The following is a 25,620-nucleotide window of genomic DNA, read 5'->3' as shown; positions in this document are numbered from 1 at the left end:
CCGTGAAACGCCTGTTCAGCCATCAGCGGAACCGCCTGCCGGCCGTCCTGGCCGGCTGCCTGATGGGATTTGCCCTTACCGGCAGCAGTGCTGTGCGGGCTGAGTCCATCGACGCCGACGGCCGGTTCGGGACCTGGGCGCTGGGCGGCCTCGCCTACAGCCTTCAGCCGCCACCGGAAAGCAACCTGAGCGTCCTGAACAGCAAGGTCCGGATCGGGTCTTCGCTGATTCCGCAGATCGAACCCTATGTCAACATCCAGCCCTGGATCGGTCCCGGCAGCGGCGGCGGCAGTCTGACCCCGCGTGGCGGCGTGACCGGTCTTTCCCGCGGGCTTTCCGGGGGGTTGAGCGGCGGCGTGCTGGTCGACGTGCCGCTCGGCTCCTTCGTCTTCACCCCCAGCGTCGGCGCCGGCACCCTGCCCACCGCCCGGCGAGAAGGCGCGCCGACCACCGAGTTCCGCTCGCAGCTGGAATTGGGATACGAGTTCGACAACAAGTCCCGCTTCAGCCTGGGCTACAGCCGCATCGTCAACGACGCCGCGGCGGGCGATCCGGCGGCCGGCACCAACAACGTCTTCGGTTTTTACTACCGCTTGCCTTTCGGCGGCCCGTGACCGGCCGTCACGGCGGGGACATCGTGTCGCGGCGTCTGCCGAGGGGAAAGCGCGCGCAACGGTAGCGTCTTAACCGCATCTTAAACATGGTTGGATCAATTGGACGCGGACCGAACGCTCCCTGGGGAACCCACCATGGCCACCAAGCGCAAGACCGCCTCCTCCGCCGCTCCCGCCACCGCTCCCGCCGCTGCCGCGAATGCGCCGGTGTTCGAGGCTCCGGTGGAAAGCTGGGCAGACATCATCCTGCGCACCAACTTCGCGTCGGTGGAGCAGGACAGCATCGTCCTGCTGCAGGCGGCCAGCGCCCTTCTGGAGTCGGATTCGCCGGACAAGGTGTCCATCACCCTGGACCAGAATCTGAAGCTGTGGATCGCCATCAAGACGGTCCTGCTGAACGACGACTGTCCGGTGGAGCCGGAGGTGAAGGCCAACCTGCGCAATCTGGCGCAGTATGTCGTCTCCACCACCATGCTGGCGACCCAGGGCGCCATCGAGACGAGCAAGCTGGTTTCGCTCGCCCGCCTGAACATGAACATCGCCGAGGGTCTGCTGAGCGGCCACCGCAATCGCATGATCCAGGAGCGCGCCTATGAAATCTGGCAGGAGGAAGGCTGCCCCGAAGGCCGCGAGCAGGAGCACTGGCTGCGGGCCGAGGCCGAAGTCTCCGGCCTCTTCAAGGTCTAAGCTTTCTTCCGGTACTCGGACGGGTTTTCGCAACACCGCCATACCGCCCCGGCATGACCGCCCGCGTCGCGACACCGTGACGCGGGCGGCGTCGCTTGGTACGCTCGGCGCACTGTGACAGTCCCGCCTGAAACCACCCCCCTTATGCACAAGCGCGTCGACAACACCCCACGCGGCATCGCCTCGATGCTGATGTCGGTGCTGTTCTTCTCGCTGATGAATGTCCTGGCGAAGCTCCTGATGGATCGCTTCCCGGTGACCGAGGTGATGTTCTTCCGCAGCCTGTTCGCGCTGATCCCGGTCTGCCTGTCGATCCATCTCGGCACCGGCTTCGCCACCACGCTCCGCACCCGCTATCCCTGGGGCCATATGGGGCGGTCGCTGATCGGTCTGACCACCATGGTCGCCATGTTCTGGTCCTTCCACCTGCTGCCGCTGGGCGACGCGATCGCGCTGAACTTTGCCGCCCCGCTGTTCCTGACGGCCCTGTCGGTACCGCTGCTGGGCGAGAAGGTCGGCATCCACCGCTGGAGCGCCGTTCTGGTCGGCTTCGCCGGCGTGCTGATCATCGTGCGGCCGAGCGGCGACGTGCTGAACCTGGGCGCCATCATCGCGCTGTGCGGCGCGCTGACCAACGCGCTGGCGATGATCGCCATCCGCCAGCTCAGCCGGACGGAGCGGCCCGACACCATCGTCTTCTACTTCACCCTGCTGACCACCGTCCTGCTGGGGCTGTCGCTGCCCTTCTCCTGGGTTACACCGGACCCGGTGGACTGGCTTCTGCTGCTGGTGACCGGGCTGTTCGGCGGCTGCGGCCAACTGATGCTGACCCGTGCCTATTCGCTGGCTCCGGCGGCGGTGGTGGCGCCGCTGAACTACACCTCGCTGCTGCTGGCGGTGATCTTCGGCTGGTTCATGTGGGGAGAGGTGCCGACCGTGGCCATGGCCGCCGGCGCTGCCGTGGTGATGGCGAGCGGCCTCTATATCCTGCACCGCGAAACCCGGCGCCGCGTCACCGTGACCAAGCCGCTGCCGGCCGGCGACGGCGACTGATCACCCGAGCAGCTCCGAAATTCGAGCTTGGCCCGAAATTTCAGCGGGTTGTCTCGCGTCATAGTTTCGCCATCCCGCGATGATGCGCTGTACCATTGTCGTGAGGCGAACGAACCGGCGGGCAAAACCGCAGGCGGCGCCTATATGATTTGTTCGCGAGAAGCGGCACCGGTCCAGGGCGGGCGAACCGCCGGACCGGCTGACTTTCGGCGCGGAGGGGGCGGCATGAAGCAGAACGAGCGACGCGGAGACGCCCGAGGCGAGGGGGGCTTGAACCACGATCCCGCTGACGGCCTGACGGAACCCCGCTTCCGCCTCGCCCAGGCGCGCGTGGCGCTGTTGTGGGAACGGCTGGGGCCGGCTCTGTGGGCGCCGCTGTCGGTGCTGGGCGCCTTCCTGGCACTGGCCCTGCTGAACCTGCTGATCCTGTTGCCGGGCTGGCTGCACGGGCTGGCCCTGCTGGTGCTGGCCGCCGCCTTCCTGCTGTCGCTCGTTGTCGGTATCCGTCGCTTCCGCGCCCCGGCGGAGGACGAGGCCCGCCGCCGGCTGGAGCGGGACAGCGGCCTTTCCCACCGCCCGCTGCACACCCTGCGCGATCGCCCCGCCGGCAACGACCCCACCGCCCAGGCGCTGTGGCGCCTGCATCAGGAGCGCACGCGCGCCGCCATGCGTGGGCTGCGCGTCGCCTGGCCGGGGACCGAGGTGCCCGCGCACGACCGTTATGCGCTACGCGCCCTGGTGATCCTGACCCTGGTGGTCGCCGGTGCCGCCGCCTGGGGCGACTGGCGCCCGCGGATCGCCGCGGCCCTCACCCCGCAGTTCACCAGCGGCACCGCCACCGCGGCGGCGACGCTGGATCTCTGGATCAACCCGCCCGACTACACCGGGCTGCCGCCGGTCTTCCTGAAATCCGGATCCGCCACCAAGCCCACCGCCCAGCAGACGGCGGGAGCCTCCGCCGACCATCCCGCCGGCAATCAAACTGCCGACCAGCCGGTCACCATCCCGCAGGGCAGCCTCGTGCTGGCCCGCGTCACCGGAGGCAACGGCACCCCCAGCCTGGAGGCCGGCGACCAGACCGGCCCGTTCGAGGCGGTGGATTCCACCAATTTCCAGGTGCAGAAGCCGGTGACCGGCGGCACCCGCATCGCCGTCACCCAGGGCGGGCGGACGCTGGGCTCCTGGCCGATCCAGGTGGTGCCCGACCGCGCCCCGATCATCGCCCACGCCACCCCGCCCGCAGCCGGCGAGCGCGGCGCGCTGAAACTCGACTATGCCGCCCGCGACGATTACGGCCTGACCGAGGTGAAGGCGCAGATCCGCCTCGCGCCGGACGTCCCGGCCCCCGGCGCGGCCAATGGCGGAGCGGCGAAAACCGACACGCCGCCGAAGGACATGCCGAAGGCAGATGCCGAGCAGGTTCTGGAATTCCCGCTGTCGCTTCCCGGCGTCCGGCCGAAGGACGCGCACGGCACCGCCTTCCAGGATTTGACCGCTCATCCCTGGGCCGGAATGCCGGTGACGGTGCGGTTGACCGCCACCGACGGAGCCGGCCAGACCGGCCGGTCGGAGGACGCGGCGATCATCCTGCCGGAACGGACCTTCAACCACCCGGTCGCCCGCGCCATCGTCAACCAGCGCAAGATCCTGACCCGCAACCCGCAGCAGTCCCGCGTCCAGGTAGCCCGCGCCCTGGCGGAGATCTCCGCGCGTCCCGACAGTTACGGCAATGACATCGTCGCCTTCCTGTCCCTGCGCACCGCCATGGCCCGCCTGATGCTGGACCAGAGCGCCGAGGCGGTTCCCTCCCTCCAGCAGCTTCTGTGGGAAACCGCACTGCGCATCGAGGATGGCGGCCTGTCGCTGGCTGAAAAAGACCTGCGCGACGCCGAGAAGCGCCTGTCCGAAGCGTTGGACAAGAACGCTTCCGACGAGGAGCTGAACCGTCTGATGGACGAGTTGCAGGCCGCTCTCGACAAGTTCATGGATGCCATGGAACAGCGGATGCTGGAGGCCATGCAGCGCGGCGAGCAGATCCCGATGGTGCCGCCGGAACTGGCCGACAAGATGACCGACCGCGGCGACCTTCAGCAGATGCTGGACCGCATGCGCGAGATGGCGCAGACCGGATCGCGCGACGCTGCCCGCCAGATGCTCTCGCAGCTTCAGCAGATGCTGGAGAACATGCGCTCCGGCGCCATGGCGCAGATGAACCAGCAGAACGGCCAGCAGCAGCAGAACCAGTCCTGGGAGATGATGCAGCAGTTGCAGAAGCTGGCGCAGCAGCAGCAGCAGCTTCTCGACCAGAGCTTCCGCCAGTCGCAGGAATCGATGGACCAGCAGGGCGACCAACCCCGCGGCCGCCAGCAGAACCAGCGCCGGAACCAGCAGGGGCAGCAGCAGCAGAATTCCGGCAGCCCGACCATGCAGAAGCAGGCCGAACAGCAGGAGGCGCTGCGCCGCCAGTTGGGCGAGCTGATGCGCCGCATGGGCGAACAGCAGGGTGGCGAGATCCCGCAGCCGCTGGGCCGTGCAGAACGCGCCATGCGCGATGCCGCCCAGGCTCTGCAGCAGGGTGCTCCCGGCGCCGCGGTGCCGTCGCAGACCGAAGCGATGGAGCAACTCCAGCAGGGCATGCAGGGCATGGCCGAACAGATGGCCCAGCAGATGATGGGCCAGAGTGGTCCGGCCATGATGGGCCAGCAGGGCCAGATGCCGCGCCAGGGCCGGGGCCGCGACCCACTCGGCCGCCGTCCGTCCGGTTACGGCATGCAGGATTCCAACGACGTGAAGATTCCGGAACAGTCGGAACTCCAGCGCGCTCGCGAAATCCTCGACGAACTCCGCCGCCGCTCCGGCCAATACGGCCGTCCGCAGGAGGAACGCAACTACATCGACCGGCTGCTGAAGCAGTTCTGATCGGCTGCGGCCTCTGCCGGGCAGCCTCAACCGTGACGGGCCTGAAAATGCCCCATTCTCCTTTCACTCTGCCTTGCCGCAATGGAAGGGGAGGCACAGTTGAGGAGATTGGCGGTTGCGCTCTGCGCTTTATCAATGATGCCGGTTTTGTCCGGCTGCTCGTCCCCGGAACGGCGTACGCAGAGCTTCGGTGACGGCATCGGCAGTGAGCAGGGCAATTACGCCGCGCAGATCGACGGCGAGACGCGCGACGAGGCCGGCATGCGCTGCGTCATCGTGAATTGGGATCGTCCCCTCACCAGGGACCTTGTCGTTCGCCTGCGGTCGGCGTCCTGCGAGTCGAAACAGCATCCCTTCTGGATGGAAAGCAGAGAGATTTCACGGTCCGTCATCCCACGCGGGAACAGCGTGCTGAAGGATGTGCCGGATCCATTGGGCCAGTAAGGCCAGGCGCAAGATCGGGAAAGGCGGCGGGGCCGAAAACGGCCCCGCTGCTCGCAGTCATTCATCCGGATTGTGGTTGGCGGCGTGGTCCTGCATCTGTTCGGTCTGAACGGCCTTGCTGTCCAGGCCGCGGGCATCGGAATGGCGGGACTTGTCGCGGTTCGACAGCACCGCATTGTCGCCGATGGAGCCGGCCGGCAGGTCGGTTGTGGCCCCGGTGCCGGTGCCTTTGCCCTGCCCACTCGGGCTCATATGCTTCTTGCTGGCATTCGCCATCGCGTGTTCTCCGTCGGTTGACCATCGCCGCCGCCGGGAAACGGACTCCTGGCGGCGGACTGGGTGCAGGAAATCGCAGCTGGATCATTGCTGGTTCGGCTGCGGGTTGCGCGGCTGGGTGCTGTCCAGGCTGTTGGCGGTGCCGTGGGCCGCATCACCACCGGCCGCACCCGTGTTGTGGCCGGTCGCGTCGTGATCGGTGCTGCTGCCGCTGCTATTGCCGCCGTGGCGCTTGCCGAGCGAGACGGTGGTGTCGTCGTACTTGAACTCCGCCATCTGCTTGACCTGATCCTCGGTCACCTGACGGGCGACGACGCGGTCGCCGTCACTGCGCAACAGGTTGTAATCGAGCGCCACATGCTTGGCGCCGATGCCCAACACGCCACCGCGGTTCAGGATCACCTGGGTGGCCTTGCCGGTCTGGGCGTCGAGGATGATGTCGGCGACGTCGCCCAGCTTCTTGCCGTTCTCGCCATAGACGTCCTTGCCCATCATCTTCTCGAAGCTGGTGCTCTGCCCGGCGGCGCCGCTGCTGGAGGCGACATTCGGGCGGAGGTCGCGGACTTGGCGCAGATGCTGTTCCAGCGTCGGCAGTGTCTGTTCGGCGAAGCGCTTCAGGTCGGCATCCTTGCCATTCTCCGCCTGCTGGCGAAACAGGGTAACGGCGGTCTGGTGGGCGTCCATCTGGCCCTGGAGATAGGCGGCATCGAACTGATCGCCCTTCAGGCCGCGCAGCTTGTCCAGCTTCTGCTGGTGTTCGGAATCAAGCTTGGCCGGCAGGGTCATCGCCTTCTGCTGGGCCATGGTCTTCATGGCGTCGGACGTTTTGGTGTGGTCGGCCACCATGTGGCTGCCGAACTGCTTGACGCCCTGGTCCTTCGCCTGATCCTGCGCGAGCTTGCCCGCCTGGATTTCAAAAATGTCGCTGATCGCCGCCTTTTCGGCGAAGGTCATGTCCTGCTGAGCCGTCTGGCCCTTCTCGGTCACCGTCTTGGACGGGGCCGGCGTCTGGGCCAGCGACAGCGCGGGGGTGGTGAACAGGATCATCGCAGCGGTCGCGAGAAGATGGTGGCGTTTCATGGCGGCGGCTCCTCGAACTGCAAGGAAATTGCAAGGTTTCCGGTGCCAAGCGGCCAAGCCTGCGGCCGTACCGAGGCACCGTTCTTCACCTCCTCAACCGTTGGGCGCGGCGGTCGTTCCCTCCCCTGGGCGGACGATCGGGTTCCTGCGGGGTGCCGCGCTTTCGCAGCCTGCCGACCAAAGGGGACGCGCCGGGGGTATAGCCGAATGAGTGCTCGGCCTAGGCCACGCGTCCGGGGCAAGAAAGGGGGCTTATGACCCCGGTATGCATTTGACCCCGGTAGGGAGGCCCGCTTGCTTCGTGACGCCCGCCATGTCCTGAACGGCACGCACATCGACTGCGATCTGTGCGTGATCGGCGGCGGTGCCGCCGGCCTGACCATCGCGCGCGAGCTGGCGGGCGGCAGCTTAAGCGTCGTCCTGCTGGAAGGCGGCGGGCTGGAAGTCGACGGCATCTCCCAGGCACTCTATGCCGGCCGCAACGTCGGCCTGCCTTATGAACGGCTGACCACCGCGCGCAGCCGCTATCTGGGCGGCAGCACCAATTGCTGGGGCGGCTTCTCCCGCCCGCTGGAACGGACGGACTTCGCCGAGCGCCCCTGGATTCCGGGCAGCGGCTGGCCGATCCCACGCGACACGATGATGCCCTATTACGAGCGCTCGCACAGCGTGCTCGGCCTCGGCCCCTTCGAGTACGACAGCGACTACTGGATGGAACGGGTCGGCGGGCCGAAGACCCAACTGATCCCGGTGGAGAAGCCGGTCGGGAATGATGGCGACGGCAGTGCCAGCCGGTTCGAGAACCGCGTCGCCCAGCTCAGCCCGCCGATCCGCATGGGCGAGGCCTACCGCGCCGAGATCGGGCGCGCCGCCAACATCACCGCCTTCCTGAACGCCAACGTCACCGGGCTGGAGACCAACCAGTCCGCCACGGCGGTGGAGCGGGTGCAGGTGCGCACGCTGGACGGCCCCGGCTTCACCGTCGGCGCCCGGCTGTTCGTTCTGGGCTGCGGCGGCATCGAGAACGCCCGCATCCTGCTGCTGTCCAACAAGGTGCAGGCGGCAGGGCTGGGCAACGGCAACGACCTCGTCGGCCGCTATTTCGCCGACCACCCTCGCTTCAAGACCTCGCCGATCCGCCTGACCCGGCAGGGGCATCACCGCACGCTCTACGACGTCAGCCTGTGCCTCGCCCGGCGGCGGCTTCGGCGGCCGCACCCGTCGATCGCGCTGGCGCTCTCTCCGACCGAGGAACTCCAGGAACGGCACGCGCTGCCCAACTCGCGCACCTATCTGGTCGCCTCCTACCATTCGGGGGCGCTGGACGCCTTCAAAGCGATGCGCGACCTGCGGCTCCTGCCATCGCGCCACCGCTGCCGCCGCTTCGGCGTGTCGGAGGACGAGGCGGCGAGCCTGCTGCGCAACGCCGGTCCGCGCATCCTGCGCAGCATGCCGCAACTGGCGCACGCGCTGTTCGACAGCACCATCGATCCCGGCTGGCTTCCCCGCCGCTTCACCCTGGAAACGGTGCTGGAGCCGGTGCCCAACCCGGAAAGCCGGGTGACGCTGGACCACGCCACCGACCCGTTCGGCCGTAACCTGCCGAAAGTGGACTGGCGCCTGACCGCGCAGGACCGCTGGGGCGCCACCGAGACCCAGCGCCTGCTGCGCGAGGATCTGCTGCGTCGCGGCCTGATCACGGTGGCGGACGGGGAAAGCGGGGCAGAAGAAAACGTGGGCGAGGCGACGATGGCCGATGTCGGCTGGTGCTGGCACCATATGGGCACCACCCGCATGCATGACTCGCCGCGCCACGGCGTGGTCGATCCGGATGGCCGCGTCCATGGCGTGGGCAACCTTTACATCGCCGGCAGCTCCGTCTTCCCGACCATGGGGGCGGACCATCCGACCATGACCATCGTGGCGCTGGCGCTGCGGATGACCGACCGCATTCTCGCCCTGCTGCAGGACGAACGCAGCAGCCCGCCCGCTCCCGCGGTGGCCGCCTCGCTTTGAGCGGGCCGGCGATGTCCTATATTCCTCTCCCTTGCCGAGAGGATGCGATCACCATGGACCTGTTCGACGATGTTCCGGCCCCTCTGCCGGACGGTTTGCCGCCGCCCGCCGGACCGCTGCCGGACATCGTGGCGCCGGGGCTGGACTGCCTGTTCGTCGGCTTCAATCCCGGCCTGCGCTCGGGTGCGCTCGGCCATCACTATGCCGGGCGCGGCAACCAGTTCTGGCGCCTGCTGCACGAGGCCGGCCTGACGCCGCGGCTTTACCGGCCGGAGGAGGACGTCACCCTGCCGGCCATCGGGCTCGGCTCCACCAACCTCGTCGCCCGCGCCACCGCCAGTGCCGCCGAGCTGTCACGGGCCGAACTGCGCGGCGGGGTGCCGCGGCTGGCGCGGGTCGTCGGTTTCGTCCGGCCGCGGGTGCTGGCCTATACCGGCAAGGGCGTCTATCTGGCGGCGACCGGCCTGCCCGACGCCCGCTGGGGCGTGCAGGCGCGCGGCCTGTTCGACGGGGTCGCCGATGTGGTCGTGCCCTCCCCCAGCGGTCTCGCCCGCCTGCCCTTCGAGGAGAAACTGCACTGGTTCCGCGAGGTGCGGGCGGAGATCGACCGGCGGCGCTGATGCGAACGTCCCGGCCGCCACAGGGGCGGCCGGGATCGTTGCCTGCCTCAGCTGACGATTCCGCCCCGGCTGAAGGGCAGCGTCTGCAACGGCTGTCCGGTCACCGAGAAGACGGCGTTCGCCACCGCCGGCGCCACGGTCGGGACGCCCGGCTCGCCGGCGCCGGTCGGCCGCTCGTGCGACGGCACGATGTGGACCTCCACCACCGGCATGTCGGATATCCGCAGCGGCAGATAGCCGTCGAAGTTGGCCTGATCCACCACGCCGTCGGTCATGGTGATCTCGCCGCGCAGCGCATGGCCGATGCCCCAGCCGGCGCCGCCCTCCATCTGCGCCTTGACGACGTCCGGGTTGACGACCTCGCCACAATCGACGGCGACGACGACCCGGTCCACCTTGATCTGCCCCTTGGCGTCGACCGTCACGTCGGCGACATGGGCGACATAGGTGTTGAAGCTCTCATGCACGGCGACGCCGCGGCCCTTGCCCTGCGCCAGCGGCTGGCCCCAGCCGGCCTTCTCCGCCGCCAGCTTCAGCACGCCAGCCAGACGCGGATGGTCCTTCAGCATCGCCATGCGGAAGGCCACCGGGTCCTTGCCGGCCGCCTTGGCGAGGCGGTCGATCATCACCTCCTTGGCGTAAGCCGTGTGGGTGTGCCCGACCGAGCGCCACCACAGGGTGGTGACCGGCGAGGCGAGGGTGTGGGCATCCACCGCGAGATTCGCCACCGGATAGGCCATGTCCGAGGCGCCCTCGACCATCGTCTCGTCGACGCCGTTCTTGACCATCACCGCCTCGAACGGCGTGCCGGCCATGAAGCTCTGGCCGACGATGCGCTGCTTCCAGCCGACCAGGGCACCCTTGGCGTCGACCGCCGCGGTGATCCGGTGCAGGAACAGCGGGCGGTAACGGCCGCCCTTGATGTCGTCCTCGCGCGTCCAGACCAGATGCACCGGGGCCTTGGGATAGGCCTTGGCGATCATCACCGCCTCGGCGATGTAGTCGGCGTTGGTGGTGGCGCGCCGACCGAAGCTGCCCCCGGCCCACTGGGTCTCGATCTTCACCTGCTCCGGCTTGCAGCCCAGGATTTGGGCGGCGACCATCTGCTCGACCGTCTGGAACTGCGACCCCGCCCAGATGGTGCAGCCACCCTCCGGGTTCAGCGCCACCACGGCGTTCAGCGGCTCCATCGGCGCATGGGCGAGGTAGGGGAAGACGAACTCGCCGTCCACCACATGGCCGCCCTTGGCCTTGGCATCGGCGATCGCCTTGTCGGCATCGCCCTTGTTCGCCGCGACCGCGCCCGGCCTTTCCGCCGCCTTGCGATAGTCGGCCAGCATGGCGTCGGTGCCGCGGGTCTCGGCCTTCGCATCGTCCCAGGTGACCGTCAGCGCCTCGCGGCCCTTGATGGCGGCCCAGGTATTCCTGGCGATCACCGCGACGCCGACCGGCAGGCTGATCACGTCGATGACGCCCGGCACCTTGCGGGCGGCGGCATCGTCGACGCTCTTGACCGTGCCGCCGAAGCGCGGGCTGCGGGCCAGCACTGCCGTCACCTGACCGGGGCGGCGGATGTCCATCGAGAAGATGGCGGTGCCGTTGGTCTTGCTGATGTGGTCCAGCCGGTGCAGGTCCGGCTTGCCGATCAGCACATAATCCTTCGGGTCCTTCAGCTTGACCTGCTGCGGCACCGGCAGCTTGGCCGCCTCCTCCGCCAGCTCGCCGAAGGTCAGGCTGCGGTTGCTGGCGGCATGGCGGACCACGCCCTTCGACACCGTCACCTCGCCGGCCGGAACCTTCCAGCGGGCAGCCGCGGCGGCGACCAGCATGGCGCGGGCGGCGGCGCCGGCCATGCGCAGCTCGTCCCAGCTGTTGGCGACGGCGGTCGAGCCGCCGGTGCCCTGTATGCCGAAGAAGTGGTTGGCGTACAGCTTGGCGTCGGCCGGGGCGAAGGCGCCGCGCACCTGGGCCCAGTCGGCGTCCAGCTCTTCCGCCGCGATGGTGGCGATGCCGGTGACGATGCCCTGGCCCTTGTCCAGATGCTTGGCCAGCACGGTAACGGTGTTGTCAGGCGCCACAATGATGAAGGCGTGCGGACGCGGGTCGGCAGGACCGACGATCTTCGGAGCGGCCTCCGCCGCCAGCGCCGGCATCGGCAGATGCGCGCCGACGACCAGCACGCCGGCCCCGGCGCCGATGGCCTTCAGGAAACCGCGGCGCGACGGCGCAGGCAGGGGGGCCGGCAGCGGTGCAAGCGACAGTCCGTCGCCGAACCCGTGTTCGGCGGCCTGACGGATCAGATGATGCAGCATGGATCAGGCCCTCATCGTCTGGGCGGCATCCTTGATCGCCGCGCGGATGCGGACATAGGTGGCGCAGCGGCAGACATTGCCGTCCATCGCCGCATCGATGTCCTGGTCGGTCGGGTTCTGGTTGTCGGTCAGCAGCGCGACGGCGCTCATGATCTGGCCCGACTGGCAATAGCCGCACTGGACGACGTCCAGCTTCTGCCATGCCGCCTGGACGGCCTGGGCCGCCTTGCCCTTCACGCCTTCGATGGTGGTGATCTTGCTGTCCGGCGTCAGCATGCCGACCGGGGTCTGGCAGGCGCGGGTCGGCGCGCCGTCGACATGGACGGTACAGGCGCCGCACTGGGCGATGCCGCAGCCGAACTTGGTGCCGGTCATGTTCAGCTCGTCCCGCAGAACCCACAGGAGCGGCATGTCTTCCGGAACGTCGACCTGACGCTCCTCGCCGTTGACGTTGATGCGAACCATGGCTCTTGCCTCTTTCTCCCTGAACGGAACCGCCGGAACATGCTGTCGACGACAGGTCCGCTGCCCGGTTGCGGGCGTTGGCTTGGACTCGGAAGTTTTTTTGATTGTCGGCTGTTGGGTCAGCTCTGGCTCGACAGAATACACCGTCTAGTGCACAATGAAGTAGATGGCTTTGGTTCATATCGTCATGAAAGCAATTCATAATCCTGCACTCGACCTCAACCTGATCAAGGTGTTCGACGCGCTGCTGGAAACCCGCAATGTTTCCCGCGCGGCCGAGGCGCTGGGCGTCAGCCAGTCGGCGGTCAGCCACGCGCTGGGCCGGCTGCGCACCCTGGTCGGCGATCCGCTGTTCGTGCGGACCGGCAACCGGATGGAGCCGACGCCGCGCGCCCAGCGCCTGGCCGAACCGCTGCGCGACCTGCTGGTCGGCGCCGCCCGCGCCCTGTCGGCGGAGGAGGATTTCGACCCCCAGCGGGAGGAGCGGAATTTCACCATCTCCACCTCCGATTCGATGCAGGCGGTGCTGCTGACCGGAATCCTGCGCGACGCGGCGGAGGGCGACCTGCGCGTGTCGGTCTCGCTGCTCAATCTCGACCCCGACGCCACGCTGAACGGGCTGGACGACGGCACGCTCGACCTCGCCATCGGCTATCAGCCGGAGGTGCGTCGCTGGCACGACCGGCAGGTGCTGTACCGGGAAACCCATGTCTGTCTGTTCAATCCGGATCTCGTCCCGATCACCCCGCCGATCGGGCTGGAGGATTACACCCGCTATCCGCATTTGATGCCGTCGCTGCGCGGCGGGCTGACCAGCTTCATCGATGACGAACTGGCGGCGCTCGGCACGAGGCGGCGGGTCGCCGCCTCCACCACCCAGTTCCTGGCGATCCCGATGATCCTGACCCGGGCGCCGATGCTGACCTCGCTGCCGGCCCGGCTGGCCCGGCTCTGTGCCGACGCGCTCGGCCTCGCCACCAGCCCGCTGCCCTTCGACATCGGCGATTACGAGGTGTCGATGATCTGGCACCGCCGCAACAGCGGCTCCCCCTCCCATGGCTGGCTGCGCCAGCGCATGAGCGAAGAAGCGGCGAAGCTCTGATGCAGAAAAGGGCGCCCACATCGGGGCGCCCCTCCTTTGCCGTCCTGTCTGTCGCCCGTCAATCCGCGGTCACGGACCGGATTTCGTCCTGGCTGAAGCGCTGCTGCTCCTCCATCACCATCTGCGACAGCTCGCGCTTCAGGCGGTTGAACTCCGGGGCGGAGCCGTCGCGCGGGCGCGGCATGTCGACCGCGACGTCGCGCTTGATGGTGCCCGGCCGGTAGGTCATCACGATGATGCGGTCGGCCAGATAGATGCTCTCCTCGATGGAGTGGGTGACGAACAGGATGGTCTTGCCGACCTCCTCCCAGATGCGCAGCAGCTCGTCCTGGAGCGTGCGGCGGGTCAGGGCGTCGAGCGCGCCGAACGGCTCGTCCATCAGCAGGATCGGGCTGTCGAGCGCGAGCACGCGGGCGATGGCGACGCGCTGGCGCATGCCGCCCGACAAATCCTTCGGAAAGCGGTTGCGGAAGTCCTGCAGATGCAGCTTCTGCAGCAACCACTCCACCCGTTCTGCGATCTCGGCCTTCGACATCCCCTTGATCTCCAGACCGAAGGCGACGTTCTGCGCCACCGTCATCCAGGGGAACAGGGCATATTCCTGGAACACCATGCCGCGGTCGGGACCGGGCTCCGTGATGATACGGCCATCGACGGTGACGGTCCCCTTGGTCGGCGGCTGGAACCCGGCGACCGCGTTCAGCAGCGTGGACTTGCCGCAGCCCGACGGACCGAGCAGGCAGACGAACTCGCCCTTCCGGATGTCGAGGTCGATGTTCTGCAAGGCGACGATCTTCTGCGCGCCGACGGCGAAGGTCTTCTCCACCCCGCGCACCTGGATCTGCACAGGCGCCGCGTCGGCAATGGGAGCGGTGTCGGCAACGGTCTTCAGCATGGGTGTCATCTCCATCCCCTCCCCATCAATTCTCAAGCCCGCGGTGCCAGCGCAGCAGGTGGTTGTTCAGGCGGTTCATGCCGATGTCGATGGCGAGGCCCAGCAGGCCGATGGTGAACATCCCGGCGATGATCTTGTCGGACCACATGAACTCGCGCGCCTCCAGGATGCGGAAGCCGAGGCCGGAATTGACGGCGATCATCTCCGACACGATGACGACGATGAAGGCGGTGCCGATGCCGATCCGGGCGCCGGCCAGGATGTAGGGGGTGGCGGCCGGCAGGATGACGCGGACGAACATGGTCAGCTTGCCGGCCCCCAGGTTGCGGGCGGCGCGCAGGTAGATGCCGTCGACATGGCGCACCCCGGCGATGGTGTTCATCAGCACCGGGAAGAAGGCGCCGATGGCGATCAGGAACACGGCCGGCGCGTTGCCCAGCCCGAACCAAAGGATCGCCAGCGGGATGTAGGCGATCGGCGGGATCGGCCGCAGCACCTGCATCAGGGGGTCGAACAACGCGTAGATGCGCGGGTTGCCGCCCATGGCGAGGCCCAGCGGAAGCGCCAGCCCGGCACCGACGGCGAAGCCCAGCACCACGCGGTACAGGCTGGACCAGGCGTCGAACAGCATCTCGCCCGACAGCGCCCACAGGATCCAGCTGGACTGCGCCGGATCATAGGCTTCGGTCGGCAGCAGATAGGCCCACCAGCGCACGACCACCTGCACCGGCGACGGCAGCACCACCGGGTTGATCAGCCCGGATGTGGACAGGATCTGCCACAGCGCGATCACCAGCACCGGCACCAGGGAGCCGCGCAACACCGCGGCGGGGGAGAAACTGGACTTGGCTTGGGACATGGGGCGTCCTCCTTCCGCTGGGTGTCGCTCAGTTGGCCTTCACGGTGCCGGCACCGGCGTCGTTTGCGGCGGCCTTAGTGGCCTTCGCCTTTTCCAGCAGGTCCAGCTTCACCCAGTCGGCGGCCTTCGGCGGATTGTCCATGCGGCCGACGCCGAACTTCTGCATCATGTCGGTCGTGATCTGCACATGCTCGACCGAGATGTCGTAGCTATAGGGGGAATTGCCGATCGCGTCCTTGAAGTCCTGGCTGGTGATCTGGCCCTTGAACATCTGTTCGCGGACATACTTCTCGGCCAGATCGGGATTGGCGATGAAGGTCGCCGTCGCCTCGACGAAGCAGCGGACCAGCCGCTGAGCAATATCGGGCTTCTTGTTGTAGAAGTCCTCGGTGACCACCAGCGAGCGCACCGGCTCGCCCAGCTCGGTGTCGTAGGGCTTCACCACCTCGACGCCGAAGCCCTTGTTGATGGCTTGGCTCGACTGGGGTTCGGACTGCGACATCGCGTCGATGCTGCCGGCCAGCAGGGCCTGATTCATGTCGGCGTAGGCCATGTAGACGATCTGCACGTCCTTGCCCGGACGATCCGACCAGCTCAGCCCATGCTTGGCCAGTTCGGCCAGCAGGATCAGTTCCTGGGCGCCACCGCGCGGGGTGGCGACCTTCTTGCCCTTCAGGTCGGCAACGCTCTTGATGCCGGCATTCGGCTTGGCGACGATGCGGGCGCCGCCCTTGGCGAAGCCGGCGACCGCATAGATCGGCACGCCGGACGCGCGGCCGGCGATGGCGGCGTCCACCGCGCTGGCGGCCACATCGATCTCGCCCGCCACGATGGCCGGCAGGATGTCGATGCCCTTTGGGAAGACCCGCTCCTCGATCTTCAGGTCATACTTGCCGGCGATCTCCTTCATGTAGGAAACAGCACCGTAATGGGCGAATTTCAGGTTGCCGAGTCGGACCAGATCGGCAGCCGAGGCGGCCTGGGTGGCGAGTGCTGCGGCGGCGAAAGCGGTGGCGGCAAGCAGGCTCTTCCGGAGCATCTGTTCTCTCCCCTGGGGCTTGGTCCGCGACCCGTCGCCGCGGTTGTCCTGAAGGAGAGCAAGGGACGTGCCATAATCCGTTCGCCGCGCAAACAGTTGAAAAGCCTGGACCCGGCCGTTCGCGTGAGGCTGCACATCGGCGGAATTCCGCCGATGGCGCGGCGGAGGCCGGCGGATTTCCGCCGATGACGGGGCTGCGGCAGGTCGCCGCGCCGGCCGAAAGCCGCTCTTGCCCCATACGACAAGTCATCGCAGCGCAACGAAAATGCGTGTAGAACATGCTGCATCTGCGAACCAACGCATGCGCGCAACGATAGGGACAAGAAACATGGCCGAGAGCATGGGAATCGAGACCATCGGCGTCATCGGCGCCGGACAGATGGGCAACGGCATCGCCCAGGTGTGTGCCGTCGCCGGCCTGACCGTGGTGATGACCGACATCTCCGAGGAAGCGGTGCAGCGCGGCCTGTCGACCGTCGGCGGCAGCCTCGACCGTCTGGTCAAGAAGGAGAAGATGACCGCCGCCGACCGCGAGGCGGCCCTGGCGCGCATCACCGCCACCACCGACAAGTCGAAGCTGGCTGCCTGCGATCTGGTGATCGAGGCCGCGACCGAGAACGAGGATTTGAAGGTCAGGATCCTGAAGGATCTCTGCGCGACCCTGAAGCCGGAGGCGCTGGTCGCCACCAACACCTCGTCGATCTCCATCACCAAACTGGCGACGGCGACCGACCGCCCAGACCGCTTCATCGGCCTGCATTTCTTCAACCCGGTGCCGCTGATGGCGCTGCTGGAGATCATCCGCGGCATCCAGACCAGCGACGACACCCATGCCAAGGCGATGGCGTTCGCCAAGCGCGTCGGCAAGTCGCCGATCACCGCCAAGAACAGCCCCGGCTTCGCCGTCAACCGCATCCTCTGCCCGATGATCAACGAGGCGATCTTCGCGCTGCAGGAAGGCATCGCCACGGCCGAGGACATCGACGCCGGCATGAAGGCAGGCTGCAACCACCCGATCGGCCCGCTGGCGCTCGCCGACCTGATCGGCCTCGACACCATGCTGTCGGTGATGGAGGTCTTCTATGAAGGCTTCAACGATCCGAAATACCGACCGGCCCCGCTGCTGAAGGAAATGGTCGACGCCGGCTATCTCGGCCGCAAGACCGGCCGCGGTTTCTACGACTACAGCAAGTGAGTGCCACGGTGAGGGGGCGCTAAGCCCCCTCCCTGACCTTTCCGCGTTCCATCGCCGCGACCAGTTCGCGCTCCAGCGTCTCGGCCCGGTGCGCTGCGGTGTGCGCCGCCAGGATCCGCCGCCGCGCCTGCTCGCCGATCTCGCCCTCCGCCGCCGGGCGCTTCAGCACCTCCAGCACCTCGTCTGCGCTTTCCGCCAGGATGATCTCGCGCCCCGGCTCCAGCAGGGTGTCGATGCCATCCCAGATGTCGGAGATGATCGGCGTGGCGCAGGCCGCCGCCTCGAACAGGCGGACGCTGGGGCTGTAGCCGGCGCGGATCATATCCTCCCGCGTCACGTTCAGAGTGAAGCGGCTCGCAGCGTAGAAGGCGGGGTGGTCGGCCGGCGGCACATGGTGCAGCCGCTCGACATTCGCCGGCCAGGCGATGTCGTCCGGATATTGCGGCCCGGCGACGACGAAGCGCAGCTCCGGCGCGCGGCGCGCCGGCTCCAGCAGCAGGCGGTCGAGCGTCGGCTGGCGGTCGATGCTGTAGGTGCCGAGATAGCTGAGATCCCAGCGCTTGGGCACCGGCAGCGGCGCATAGGCCTCCGCATCGACCGAGCAATAGAGCGCGCGGGCCGCCGGCGAGCCGTACCTCTCCATCAGCCGGTCGAGCGTCGGCCCGCCGGTGAAGGAGAAATACACATCGAAGCCGGGGATGACCTCGGGGGCGAGATACTCGTAATCGCCACGCTCCAGCTTCGCCAGCGTCACCGGCGTGTCGATGTCGTAAAAGGCCACCACCCCCCGCGCCGTCTCCTGCGCCCAGCGCCCGACCGCGACCCCTTCCGGCACGTAGGAGCCGACCAGCACCGCATCCGCCGCGGCGACGGCGGCGGTGAAGCGCTTCAGATCCTCAAGGTCGGTGTAGAAGGCCAACTCGCACCAGCCCGGGTTTGGCAGGTCCCGGTGGTTCGCGTACCAGGGGACGTCCCGCTCCAGGAACAGGATGTCATGCCCACGCGCGGCGAAGGATTTCAGCAGCGCCCTGAAGGTGGTGGCATGCCCATTCCCCCAGGAGGAGGACAGGCTGAGTCCCAAAACGACCAGCTTCATGCCGCGCTCCGTTCCCGGCGGGCGGCCAGGGCACCACGCAAAAGCTGGTCCACCTCGACCGCCCGGCGGGCATAGGTGTGGCCGGCCAGGATGCGCCGCCGCGCCGCTTCGCCGATGGCGCGGGAGCGGTCCGGCGTCAGTGCCTGCAGATGCTCAGTCACGTCCTGGCCGTCGCGGGCCACCAGCACCTCCTCGTCCGGGGCCAGGAACAGCTCCACCCCCTCCCAGGCGTCGGTGATCAGGCAGGCGCCGGCACCGGCCGCCTCGAACACGCGGGTGGCGGGGGAGAAGCCGACCTCCGCCATGCTGTCGCGGGCAATGTTCAGCACCGCCTTGGCCGACGTGTTGAAGGCATTGTGGTCGGCGGTGCCGACATGGCCGATGTGGGTGACGTTGCCCGGCAGCCCCTTGGTCTCCCAGCCGCTGCCACCGATGATGTAGCGCGCCTGCGGGGTGCGCGCCGCCGGTTCCAGGAAGAAGCGCTCCACCCGCGCCTCGCGGTCGGGCAGCCGGTTGCCGAGGAAATTCAGGTCGGCGCGGAAGCGGTCCTGCGGTGACACCGGATGGTGGGTGGACGGGTCCAGCGCGTTGTAGACCGGCCGGCAGACCCGCGCGCCCATCGCCTCATAGGCCGACACCACCGGCGGCCCGCCGCCATAGGTCAGCACGAAGTCTAGTTCCGGCAGGCGGCGGCGCAGCACATGGTCGGGCGCCTGTCGCAGTTCCGCCAGCGTCGCCGGGGCGTCCACGTCCCAATAGAGGCGCAGGGCCTGTGGGGCGGCGGCATCCATCACCCCGTCCAGAAGTTCGTCGTCGAAGACGCCGACGCCATTCGCCTTCACCACCACGTCGGCCTTCGCGGCTTCCGCGGTCACCGTACGGCAGGCCTCGGGCGTCGCGTCATAGACGACGACCCTGGCATAGTCCGGCGGCTCGATGTCGCGGTGCTTCTGGCGGTCGAAGGCGTCGGGCTCATAGAAGGTGATGTCCCAGCCATGCTTGGCCAGCTCGCTCAGCATGCCGCGGTAATAGGTGGCGGCGCCATTCCAGTAGGAGGACAGCAGGCTGGACCCGTAAAAGGCCATCTTCATCAGGCGGACTCCTCAAGAACCGGTGCTTTTTCGCTGCCGCGCAGGCTGCCGACAATGGACAGAAGCTCATCGACGCGGTGGGCGCAGGTGTGGCGGGCGCGGATCGTCTCCAACCCATTGCGGACCAGTTCGGTGCGCAACTCCTTGTCTTGATCGATTGCGCGCAGATGGTGGGCCATCTCCGTGCCATCGCGGGCGAACAGGAAATCCTGGCCGGGACGGAACAGCCCCTCCGCATCGCTCCACGGCGCGCTGACCAGCGGGATGCCACAGGCCAGCGCCTCGAACACGCGGATGGTCGGGATGCCCGGCAGCAGATCGACATAGAAGCGGCGCGGCACATGGACGGTGACGCGGTGGCGGGCGAAGATCTCCGGCGCCCGTGCGTTCGGCAGCCAGCCCTTGTAGGCGATGCCATAACGCTTCAGCGTCGCCAGGGCGTCCGCCGGATAGCGCACGCCGTAGATCTCCAGCGGCAGCCCTGCGTCCCGGGCCGGCGCGAAAAGGAAGCGTTCAAGCTCCTCCGTCCGCTCCCCGTCGCCCCAATTGCCGATCCACACCGCGCCCGTGCGCGGAGTTTCCTCGGCCGGCGGGTGGAACAGCCGGATGTCGGCGGCCTCGTGCCAGACGAAGACGCGGCCTTCCCAGCCCCAGCGGCGATAAACCGCCGCCAGTGCCTCGCCGAAGGCCAGCACCCCGTCATAGCCGGACAGGTCGAAGGCGTTGATCGCCTTAGGATCGCTGACCGCGCGGTGATGGGTGTCGTGGAACAGCAGGGTGAAGCGCCCGCCGCGCTTGCGGGCATCGCCCACCGCCGCGACCAGCGCCCGGTCGTTCCATTCATGGACGATCACCAGATCGGCACCATCGCAAGCCGCCTCGACATCGAAGCCCTTCGGCATCGTCCGCGACGACAGCTCCGGATAGGCACTGCGGTAGGCGTCCAGCCCGGCCTCGCCATGGTCGGCCAGCAGGTTCTGCACGCTCCAGGCGCCTTCCGGTTCCAGCACCTGCACGTCATGGCCGCGGGCGATCAGGTCGCGCAGTACCCCACGCAGGAAATGGGCGTTGCCATGATTCCAGCAGGAGGCCAGCGAATGGGTGAAATAGACGATCCTCATGCGATCACCCCTCATGCGATCACCTCCGAACGCACCGGGTGCGTCACCGACCGGTAGACGTCGAGCATTCCGGCGGTGAGCCGGTCCATGTCGTAGCGGCTGGAGCGGCGACAGGCGGCGGTGCCGAGCCTGCGCGCCTCCAGCGGGTCGTCGAGCAGCCGGCGCAGCGTCCCGGCCAGCGCACCGGCATCACCCGGATCGGCGAAGATGGCGGCGCCGTCCCATAACTCGCGGAAGCTGGCGATGTCCGACAGCACCAGCCCGCAGCCGGCCTGCGCCGCCTCCAGCACCGTCAGCCCGAACGGCTCGTACAAGGGCAATGAGGCAAAGACCGGCGCCCGCGCCATCCAGTCCGCGACCGACGCGCCGTCCAGCCGCCCGAGCGCCCGGGCATGGGCCAAGCCGACACGGTGCCCGGTCGGGCTTTCCAGCGGTCCGGCGGCGAACACCGGCACGTCCAGAAGCTTCGCCGCAGCGTCCAGCAATTCGACATTCTTGCCCGAATCCCACAGCCGCCCGGCGGTGAAGACGAAGCGCTCCCGCCCCATCGCAGCCCGCCGCGGCCCGGCCTTGCGGGCATAGCGCCCGTTGCGCACCACCACCGGCGATGCCACGTCATACAGATCCGCGGTCGCCGCGGCGAAGGCGGCACTCGGCGCCACCAGCACGTCGCAGGCCCGATAGCCACGGCGCAGCAGCTCGGTCCGCCAGCGGAAATCCTCCGGCATCCCGCCGCCGCGCACCGCCACCCACCAGCTCGCCATGCAGGAATGGCAGACGCCCACGACCGGCATGGTGAAGCCGGCGTCGGCGGCCAGCGCCGGACTGTTCAGATGCACCACATCGGGACCGAGCCTTGCCGCCAGATCGCCCAGCGCCTCCGCCGTGCGGCGCACCGCCGCCTCGTCGGGAGCGGTCCAGTCGAGCGAAAGGCCGGTGTCGATCAGCTCCAGCCCTTCCACCGCGGCGGCGGCGGTAACCTGATCGGGGTGGGGCGACGGTCCCAGCACCGCCAGCGTCACCCGCGTCCCCTGCCCCGCCAGTTCGCGGGCCAGATCCAGCGCATAGGTCCACACCCCGCCGACGCTGTCGGCCGTCATCAGCACATAAGGTGGTTCTGCAGGCGGCGGCTTTTTCTGGGCACTCGTCAGCGGCAGGAGCATGCCGCCTCCAACTCCGTCAGAGGCAAGGGCTCGTCCTCCTGGATATCGCTCAGCCGTGCGAACTGGCCGAGATAATGCTCGTGCGCCCGCTCCCACGCCCGGTCGTCCGGCTCGCCCCACAGGCGGCGGTAGTCGGGTGAGGCAGGATACGGATAGAGCGGTACCGGGTCGTTGGCCCACACCCCGGCAGCCAGCAGCTTCTCGCGCCACGCCTTGACCATCCCAGCATCGTCGCCGGCCACGGCGATCAGGTTGGCCTGGACGAAGGGCACGCTGCGCCGGGCATGGATCAGCCGGCCGGCCAGATCGTCGGTGCTCATCCGGCATTTCTTGTCGAGCGAGGCTCGGCCTTCCTCGGTCAGGCTTTCCACCCCGGCTTCGATCGACACGCAGCCGGCGGCGCCCAGCAGATCGAGCATCTCCGGCTTCCACAGATCGATGCGCGTCTGCACACCGAACTCGACCGGCCGGTCCACCAGCGCTTCCAGCAGGTCACGCCGGGGCAGGAAGATCTCGTCGATGAAATAGACGTAGCGCACGCCGGCCGCGATCAGCCCATCGATCTCCTCCAGGATGATCGCGGTGTCGCGCCGCCGGTACTGGTCACGGAAGTCGATCTTGGCGCAGAAGCTGCAACTGTAGGGGCAGCCGCGCGACGCCTCGACCTCCGCCCCCGGCCCGGCCGGCTCGGTGCCGTAGCGGTGGTGGTGGTGCGGATGGCGATGCAGCCAGTCCACCGGCCAGGACAGCGCCGGCAGATCGGTGAAGCGCGCGGCATGGGGACCGCCGGTGACCACCAGACCGCCCTCGCGATAGAAGGCCAGCGCGGGAGTCTCGTCCAGCGCCGTGCCTTCTGCCAGCCTGGCGACGATTTCTTCGCACTCGCCGCGCACCACCAGATCGACGCCGAGCTTGCTCAGAGTCGGCGCCGGGGTTGTGGAGCCGTGAGGCCCGACCGCGACGGTACGCCCGCCCCGGCCGTCCAGCGCCGCCAGGAACTCCTTCGGCACCCGCAGCTCCGGCTGGGCGCAGCGCCAGAACAGATAGGTCGGCGCCGTGGTCAGTACGGTCATCCCGACGGCGAAGGCGGCGACCCGCTCCGCCATTTCCGCGTTCGACAGCCCGTCCAGCGCGCCGTCCAGCAGCAGCACCTCATGCCCGGCCCGCTCCAGCAACGCTTTGCTGTATCCCAGCTCCAGCGGCAGATGCGCCTCGCGGCATCCGAAATAGATGCTGTGGTCGAAGCTCCAGGCCGGATTGACCAGCGCAACCCTCATCAGGCCGCCTCCACCGATGGTGACGGCGCGGGCACCGGCACGCCGCCCTTCTCCGCCCGCAACCACTCCGCCAGGAGGGCCACACCGCGCTTCCAGTCGGTCGGCTCGGCAAGCCCCAGCGCCTGACGCGCCGCACGGGTGTCCGACACGTAATAGCGCTGGTCGCCGGCCCGCCAGTCGCCGTGGCTGACCTCCACCTTGCGGCCCATCAGGTATTCAATGTGCGCGATCAGCTGGCGCAGGCTGATGGCGTTGGCCGCCCCGCCGCCGAGGTTGAAGGCGCGGCCCTTCACCTGCTCGATCCGTTCCCAGGCGGAGACATAGGCCTGCACCGCATCGGCGGCGAACAGCACGTCGCGCACCTGCCGGCCGTCGCCGTAGAGGGTGATCGGCTCGCCGTTCAGGGCGCGGATCAGGAAATGGGCGACCCAGCCCTGATCCTCGGTTCCCATCTGGCGCGGGCCATAGATGCAGCTCATCCGCAGCACGGCGGTCGGCAGGTCGAAGCTGCGGGCGTAATCCAGCACATACTGGTCCGCCGCCCCCTTCGAGCAGCCATAGGGGGTGTGGAAATCGAGCGGCCGGGCTTCCGACACGCCATGCGCCCGGATCGCCGGATCGACCGGCGCGTAGGCGTCGTCCACCAGCTCCAGATCGACGTCGCCGAGGTCGCCATAGACCTTGTTGGTGCTGGCGAAGATCACCGGCGTGCGCCGGCCCCGATGGTGGTTGTGATGGCGCACCGCCTCCAGCAGGGAGAGCGTGCCGCGGATGTTCACCTCGAAATCGTCGATGGGATCGACCATGCTGGTGGTCACCGCGACCTGGGCGGCCAGATGGAACACCGCCTTGGCGTCCTTGGCGGCATCCGCCAGCGCCTGCTCGTCGCGCAGGTCGGCGGTGACGGAACTGATGCGCGACGGGTGGCGGGATTGCAGCCAGCGCAGATTGCGCTCCACCCCCGGACGGCGCAGCGCATCGTAGATCAGCACGTCATGCCCCTCCGACGCCAGCCGGTCGGCAAGGTTCGATCCGATGAATCCGGCGCCACCGGTGACCAGAACAGGAGTCTTCGCGCCGCTCATGCCACCAGACCCCGCTCTTCCAGTTCGCGGCGGGCATCGGCGACGCGGTCCTGCGCCTCCTGCCGGGCGACCCACTCGGCCAGTTCGGCCAGCCCTTCCGAGAAGCTTTCCTGCCGTTCGTAACCCAGCACGGTGCGGGCCTTGGTCAGGTCGGGGATGTTGTGGCGGATGTCGCCGGCCCGCGCCTTGCCGGTGATCTCCGGCGCCAGGTCCGCCCGGCCCATCGAGGCGGCCTGCATCAGTGCCACCTCATCCACCGTGCGTTCCTCGCCGGAGCCGATGTTGAAGACCTCGCCATTGGCCGCCGGGTTGTCGAGCGCCAGCAGGAAGGCGCGGGCGACGTCGCGGACATGGACGAAATCACGGCGCTGCTGGCCGTCCTCGAAGATCATCGGGCGCTGGCCGTTGGCGATGCGCGAAGCGAAGATCGCCAGCACGCCGGTATAGGGATTCGACAGCGCCTGTCCCGGCCCATAGGCGTTCCACAGGCGAAGGGCCGAGCCCTCCATCCCATATTGCGCGGTCAGCGTCAGGGTCAGCCGCTCCTGCACATATTTGCCGATGGCGTAGACCGACTTCAGCGCCGGGCGCTTGCTTTCAGGGGTGCGCACCGGCACCAGCGGTCGGCCCTGCCGGTCGAGCGGATCCCAGCTGCCGTCGGGATTGCGGGGGCCGCGGACGACATCCTCCATCAGCGTGCCGTCGGCGGTCCGGTAAAGCCCCTCGCCATAGATGCTCATCGACGACGCGACGACGACCCGGCGCACCGGCTTCTCGATCAGGCGCTGGAACAGCACGGCGGTGCCGTACTCGTTCACCGAGGTGTAGCGGTCGACCGCATACATGCTCTGGCCGACGCCGACCTCCGCGGCGAGGTGGATCACCGAATCGACCCCCTCCAGCGCACGGGCGACCATCTCGTCGTCGCGCACGTCGCCGGCCAGCAACTCCACATCCGCATCCAGTTCTTCGGGACGCTGCCGCGCCGGGTGCACCTGTTCGATCAGGCTGTCCAAAATCCGGACGCGGTCGCCACGGGCAAGCAGGGCCTTGGCGACGTGGCGGCCGATGAAGCCGGCACCACCGGTGACGAGAACGGTCTCTCCCACAAGTCCCTCCGAGGAGTTTGAAGATTTTGACGTTGACGTGCGGAAGACATGCGACTGCGCCGTCGCGGCCATCCGAAGCCGCGAACTGCCCACTCATCTCCG

Annotated in this window: 23 protein-coding genes; 9 read left to right on the top strand and 14 right to left on the bottom strand. The window is 68.2% G+C overall.

Translation table 11 applies throughout. From position 1 onward, the window contains the following. The first annotated feature begins 2 nt into the window (after positions 1 to 2). The 5 genes from E6C72_RS29105 to E6C72_RS29085 all read left to right on the top strand — a co-directional run bounded on the left by E6C72_RS29105 (position 3) and on the right by E6C72_RS29085 (position 5,717). Positions 3 to 614 carry a hypothetical protein gene (locus E6C72_RS29105; RefSeq protein ID WP_109865048.1) on the top strand — a complete coding sequence of 204 codons (612 nt, stop codon included), beginning with the start codon at positions 3 to 5 and terminating at the stop codon, positions 612 to 614. Between the two features lie 135 nt (positions 615 to 749). Then, entirely contained in the window at positions 750 to 1,301 is a 552-nt protein-coding gene (locus E6C72_RS29100; protein ID WP_109865047.1) for a DUF2934 domain-containing protein, read from the top strand. A gap of 144 nt (positions 1,302 to 1,445) precedes the next feature. Continuing rightward, positions 1,446 to 2,354 carry a DMT family transporter gene (locus E6C72_RS29095; protein ID WP_109865046.1) on the top strand — a complete coding sequence of 303 codons (909 nt, stop codon included), beginning with the start codon at positions 1,446 to 1,448 and terminating at the stop codon, positions 2,352 to 2,354. Between the two features lie 270 nt (positions 2,355 to 2,624). Beyond that, on the top strand, positions 2,625 to 5,273 hold the full coding sequence (locus E6C72_RS29090) for a TIGR02302 family protein (RefSeq protein WP_247876115.1): 2,649 nt from the start codon (positions 2,625 to 2,627) through the stop codon (positions 5,271 to 5,273). A 108-nt stretch (positions 5,274 to 5,381) separates the two neighbouring features. Beyond that, complete coding sequence (locus E6C72_RS29085) at positions 5,382 to 5,717, top strand: hypothetical protein (protein WP_136700869.1); 336 nt, start codon at positions 5,382 to 5,384, stop codon at positions 5,715 to 5,717. Positions 5,718 to 5,774: 57 nt separating this feature from the next. On the opposite strand, the gene E6C72_RS29080 is transcribed toward E6C72_RS29085, so the two are convergent. Both E6C72_RS29080 and E6C72_RS29075 read right to left on the bottom strand, forming a co-directional pair. Next, on the bottom strand, positions 5,775 to 5,993 hold the full coding sequence (locus E6C72_RS29080) for a hypothetical protein (RefSeq protein WP_109865043.1): 219 nt from the start codon (positions 5,991 to 5,993) through the stop codon (positions 5,775 to 5,777). Positions 5,994 to 6,077: 84 nt separating this feature from the next. Continuing rightward, positions 6,078 to 7,073, bottom strand: a complete 996-nt coding sequence (locus E6C72_RS29075; protein WP_109865042.1) for a DUF4142 domain-containing protein — start codon at positions 7,071 to 7,073, stop codon at positions 6,078 to 6,080. Positions 7,074 to 7,367: 294 nt separating this feature from the next. On the opposite strand from E6C72_RS29075, the gene E6C72_RS29070 reads away from it, so the two are divergent. Continuing rightward, a complete protein-coding gene (locus tag E6C72_RS29070) occupies positions 7,368 to 9,089 on the top strand; it encodes a GMC oxidoreductase (RefSeq protein ID WP_109865041.1) in 1,722 nt (573 codons plus the stop codon). A gap of 53 nt (positions 9,090 to 9,142) precedes the next feature. Continuing rightward, complete coding sequence (locus tag E6C72_RS29065; RefSeq protein ID WP_109865040.1) at positions 9,143 to 9,709, top strand: mismatch-specific DNA-glycosylase; 567 nt, start codon at positions 9,143 to 9,145, stop codon at positions 9,707 to 9,709. Between the two features lie 47 nt (positions 9,710 to 9,756). Here E6C72_RS29065 and E6C72_RS29060 read toward each other — a convergent pair whose 3' ends face one another. Next, complete coding sequence (locus E6C72_RS29060) at positions 9,757 to 12,021, bottom strand: xanthine dehydrogenase family protein molybdopterin-binding subunit (RefSeq protein ID WP_109865039.1); 2,265 nt, start codon at positions 12,019 to 12,021, stop codon at positions 9,757 to 9,759. 3 nt (positions 12,022 to 12,024) lie between these two features. Further along, positions 12,025 to 12,486 carry a (2Fe-2S)-binding protein gene (locus E6C72_RS29055; RefSeq protein WP_109865038.1) on the bottom strand — a complete coding sequence of 154 codons (462 nt, stop codon included), beginning with the start codon at positions 12,484 to 12,486 and terminating at the stop codon, positions 12,025 to 12,027. A 187-nt stretch (positions 12,487 to 12,673) separates the two neighbouring features. On the opposite strand from E6C72_RS29055, the gene E6C72_RS29050 reads away from it, so the two are divergent. Beyond that, a complete protein-coding gene (locus E6C72_RS29050; RefSeq protein WP_109865086.1) occupies positions 12,674 to 13,588 on the top strand; it encodes a LysR family transcriptional regulator in 915 nt (304 codons plus the stop codon). A 58-nt stretch (positions 13,589 to 13,646) separates the two neighbouring features. Here the strand turns inward: E6C72_RS29050 and E6C72_RS29045 are convergent, their stop codons facing one another. From E6C72_RS29045 to E6C72_RS29035, 3 genes are read right to left on the bottom strand one after another with little or no spacing between them, the layout of a single operon-like run. Then, a complete protein-coding gene (locus E6C72_RS29045) occupies positions 13,647 to 14,483 on the bottom strand; it encodes an ABC transporter ATP-binding protein (RefSeq protein ID WP_109865085.1) in 837 nt (278 codons plus the stop codon). A gap of 25 nt (positions 14,484 to 14,508) precedes the next feature. Then, a complete protein-coding gene (locus E6C72_RS29040) occupies positions 14,509 to 15,342 on the bottom strand; it encodes an ABC transporter permease (protein WP_109865037.1) in 834 nt (277 codons plus the stop codon). A 28-nt stretch (positions 15,343 to 15,370) separates the two neighbouring features. Next, entirely contained in the window at positions 15,371 to 16,381 is a 1,011-nt protein-coding gene (locus E6C72_RS29035; protein WP_109865036.1) for an ABC transporter substrate-binding protein, read from the bottom strand. A 328-nt stretch (positions 16,382 to 16,709) separates the two neighbouring features. Between E6C72_RS29035 and E6C72_RS29030 the strand changes: the two genes are divergently transcribed. Then, positions 16,710 to 17,576: a 3-hydroxybutyryl-CoA dehydrogenase gene (locus E6C72_RS29030; protein ID WP_199228984.1), complete on the top strand. Its 867-nt coding sequence runs from the start codon at positions 16,710 to 16,712 to the stop codon at positions 17,574 to 17,576. Between the two features lie 19 nt (positions 17,577 to 17,595). Here the strand turns inward: E6C72_RS29030 and E6C72_RS29025 are convergent, their stop codons facing one another. The 7 genes from E6C72_RS29025 to E6C72_RS28995 are packed head-to-tail and all read right to left on the bottom strand — an operon-like array spanning position 17,596 to position 25,518. Next, complete coding sequence (locus E6C72_RS29025) at positions 17,596 to 18,672, bottom strand: glycosyltransferase (protein ID WP_109865035.1); 1,077 nt, start codon at positions 18,670 to 18,672, stop codon at positions 17,596 to 17,598. Further along, entirely contained in the window at positions 18,669 to 19,763 is a 1,095-nt protein-coding gene (locus E6C72_RS29020; RefSeq protein ID WP_109865034.1) for a glycosyltransferase, read from the bottom strand. Before E6C72_RS29020 ends, E6C72_RS29025 begins: the two co-directional genes overlap by 4 nt. After that, complete coding sequence (locus E6C72_RS29015) at positions 19,763 to 20,899, bottom strand: glycosyltransferase (RefSeq protein ID WP_247882189.1); 1,137 nt, start codon at positions 20,897 to 20,899, stop codon at positions 19,763 to 19,765. The genes E6C72_RS29020 and E6C72_RS29015 overlap by 1 nt, the downstream gene beginning before the upstream one ends. After that, a complete protein-coding gene (locus E6C72_RS29010; protein ID WP_109865032.1) occupies positions 20,896 to 22,047 on the bottom strand; it encodes a glycosyltransferase family 4 protein in 1,152 nt (383 codons plus the stop codon). Before E6C72_RS29010 ends, E6C72_RS29015 begins: the two co-directional genes overlap by 4 nt. After that, positions 22,032 to 23,324, bottom strand: a complete 1,293-nt coding sequence (locus tag E6C72_RS29005) for a TIGR04295 family B12-binding domain-containing radical SAM protein (RefSeq protein ID WP_109865083.1) — start codon at positions 23,322 to 23,324, stop codon at positions 22,032 to 22,034. Before E6C72_RS29005 ends, E6C72_RS29010 begins: the two co-directional genes overlap by 16 nt. After that, on the bottom strand, positions 23,324 to 24,409 hold the full coding sequence (locus tag E6C72_RS29000; protein WP_109865031.1) for an SDR family NAD(P)-dependent oxidoreductase: 1,086 nt from the start codon (positions 24,407 to 24,409) through the stop codon (positions 23,324 to 23,326). The genes E6C72_RS29005 and E6C72_RS29000 overlap by 1 nt, the downstream gene beginning before the upstream one ends. Next, positions 24,406 to 25,518, bottom strand: a complete 1,113-nt coding sequence (locus E6C72_RS28995; RefSeq protein WP_199228982.1) for an NAD(P)-dependent oxidoreductase — start codon at positions 25,516 to 25,518, stop codon at positions 24,406 to 24,408. Before E6C72_RS28995 ends, E6C72_RS29000 begins: the two co-directional genes overlap by 4 nt. Positions 25,519 to 25,620: the final 102 nt, after the last annotated feature.

The organism is Azospirillum sp. TSH100 (assembly GCF_004923295.1).
GTDB lineage: Bacteria > Pseudomonadota > Alphaproteobacteria > Azospirillales > Azospirillaceae > Azospirillum.
Note: the sequence above shows the minus strand (reverse complement) of the source record. Positions and strands in the feature narration are given on the sequence as shown.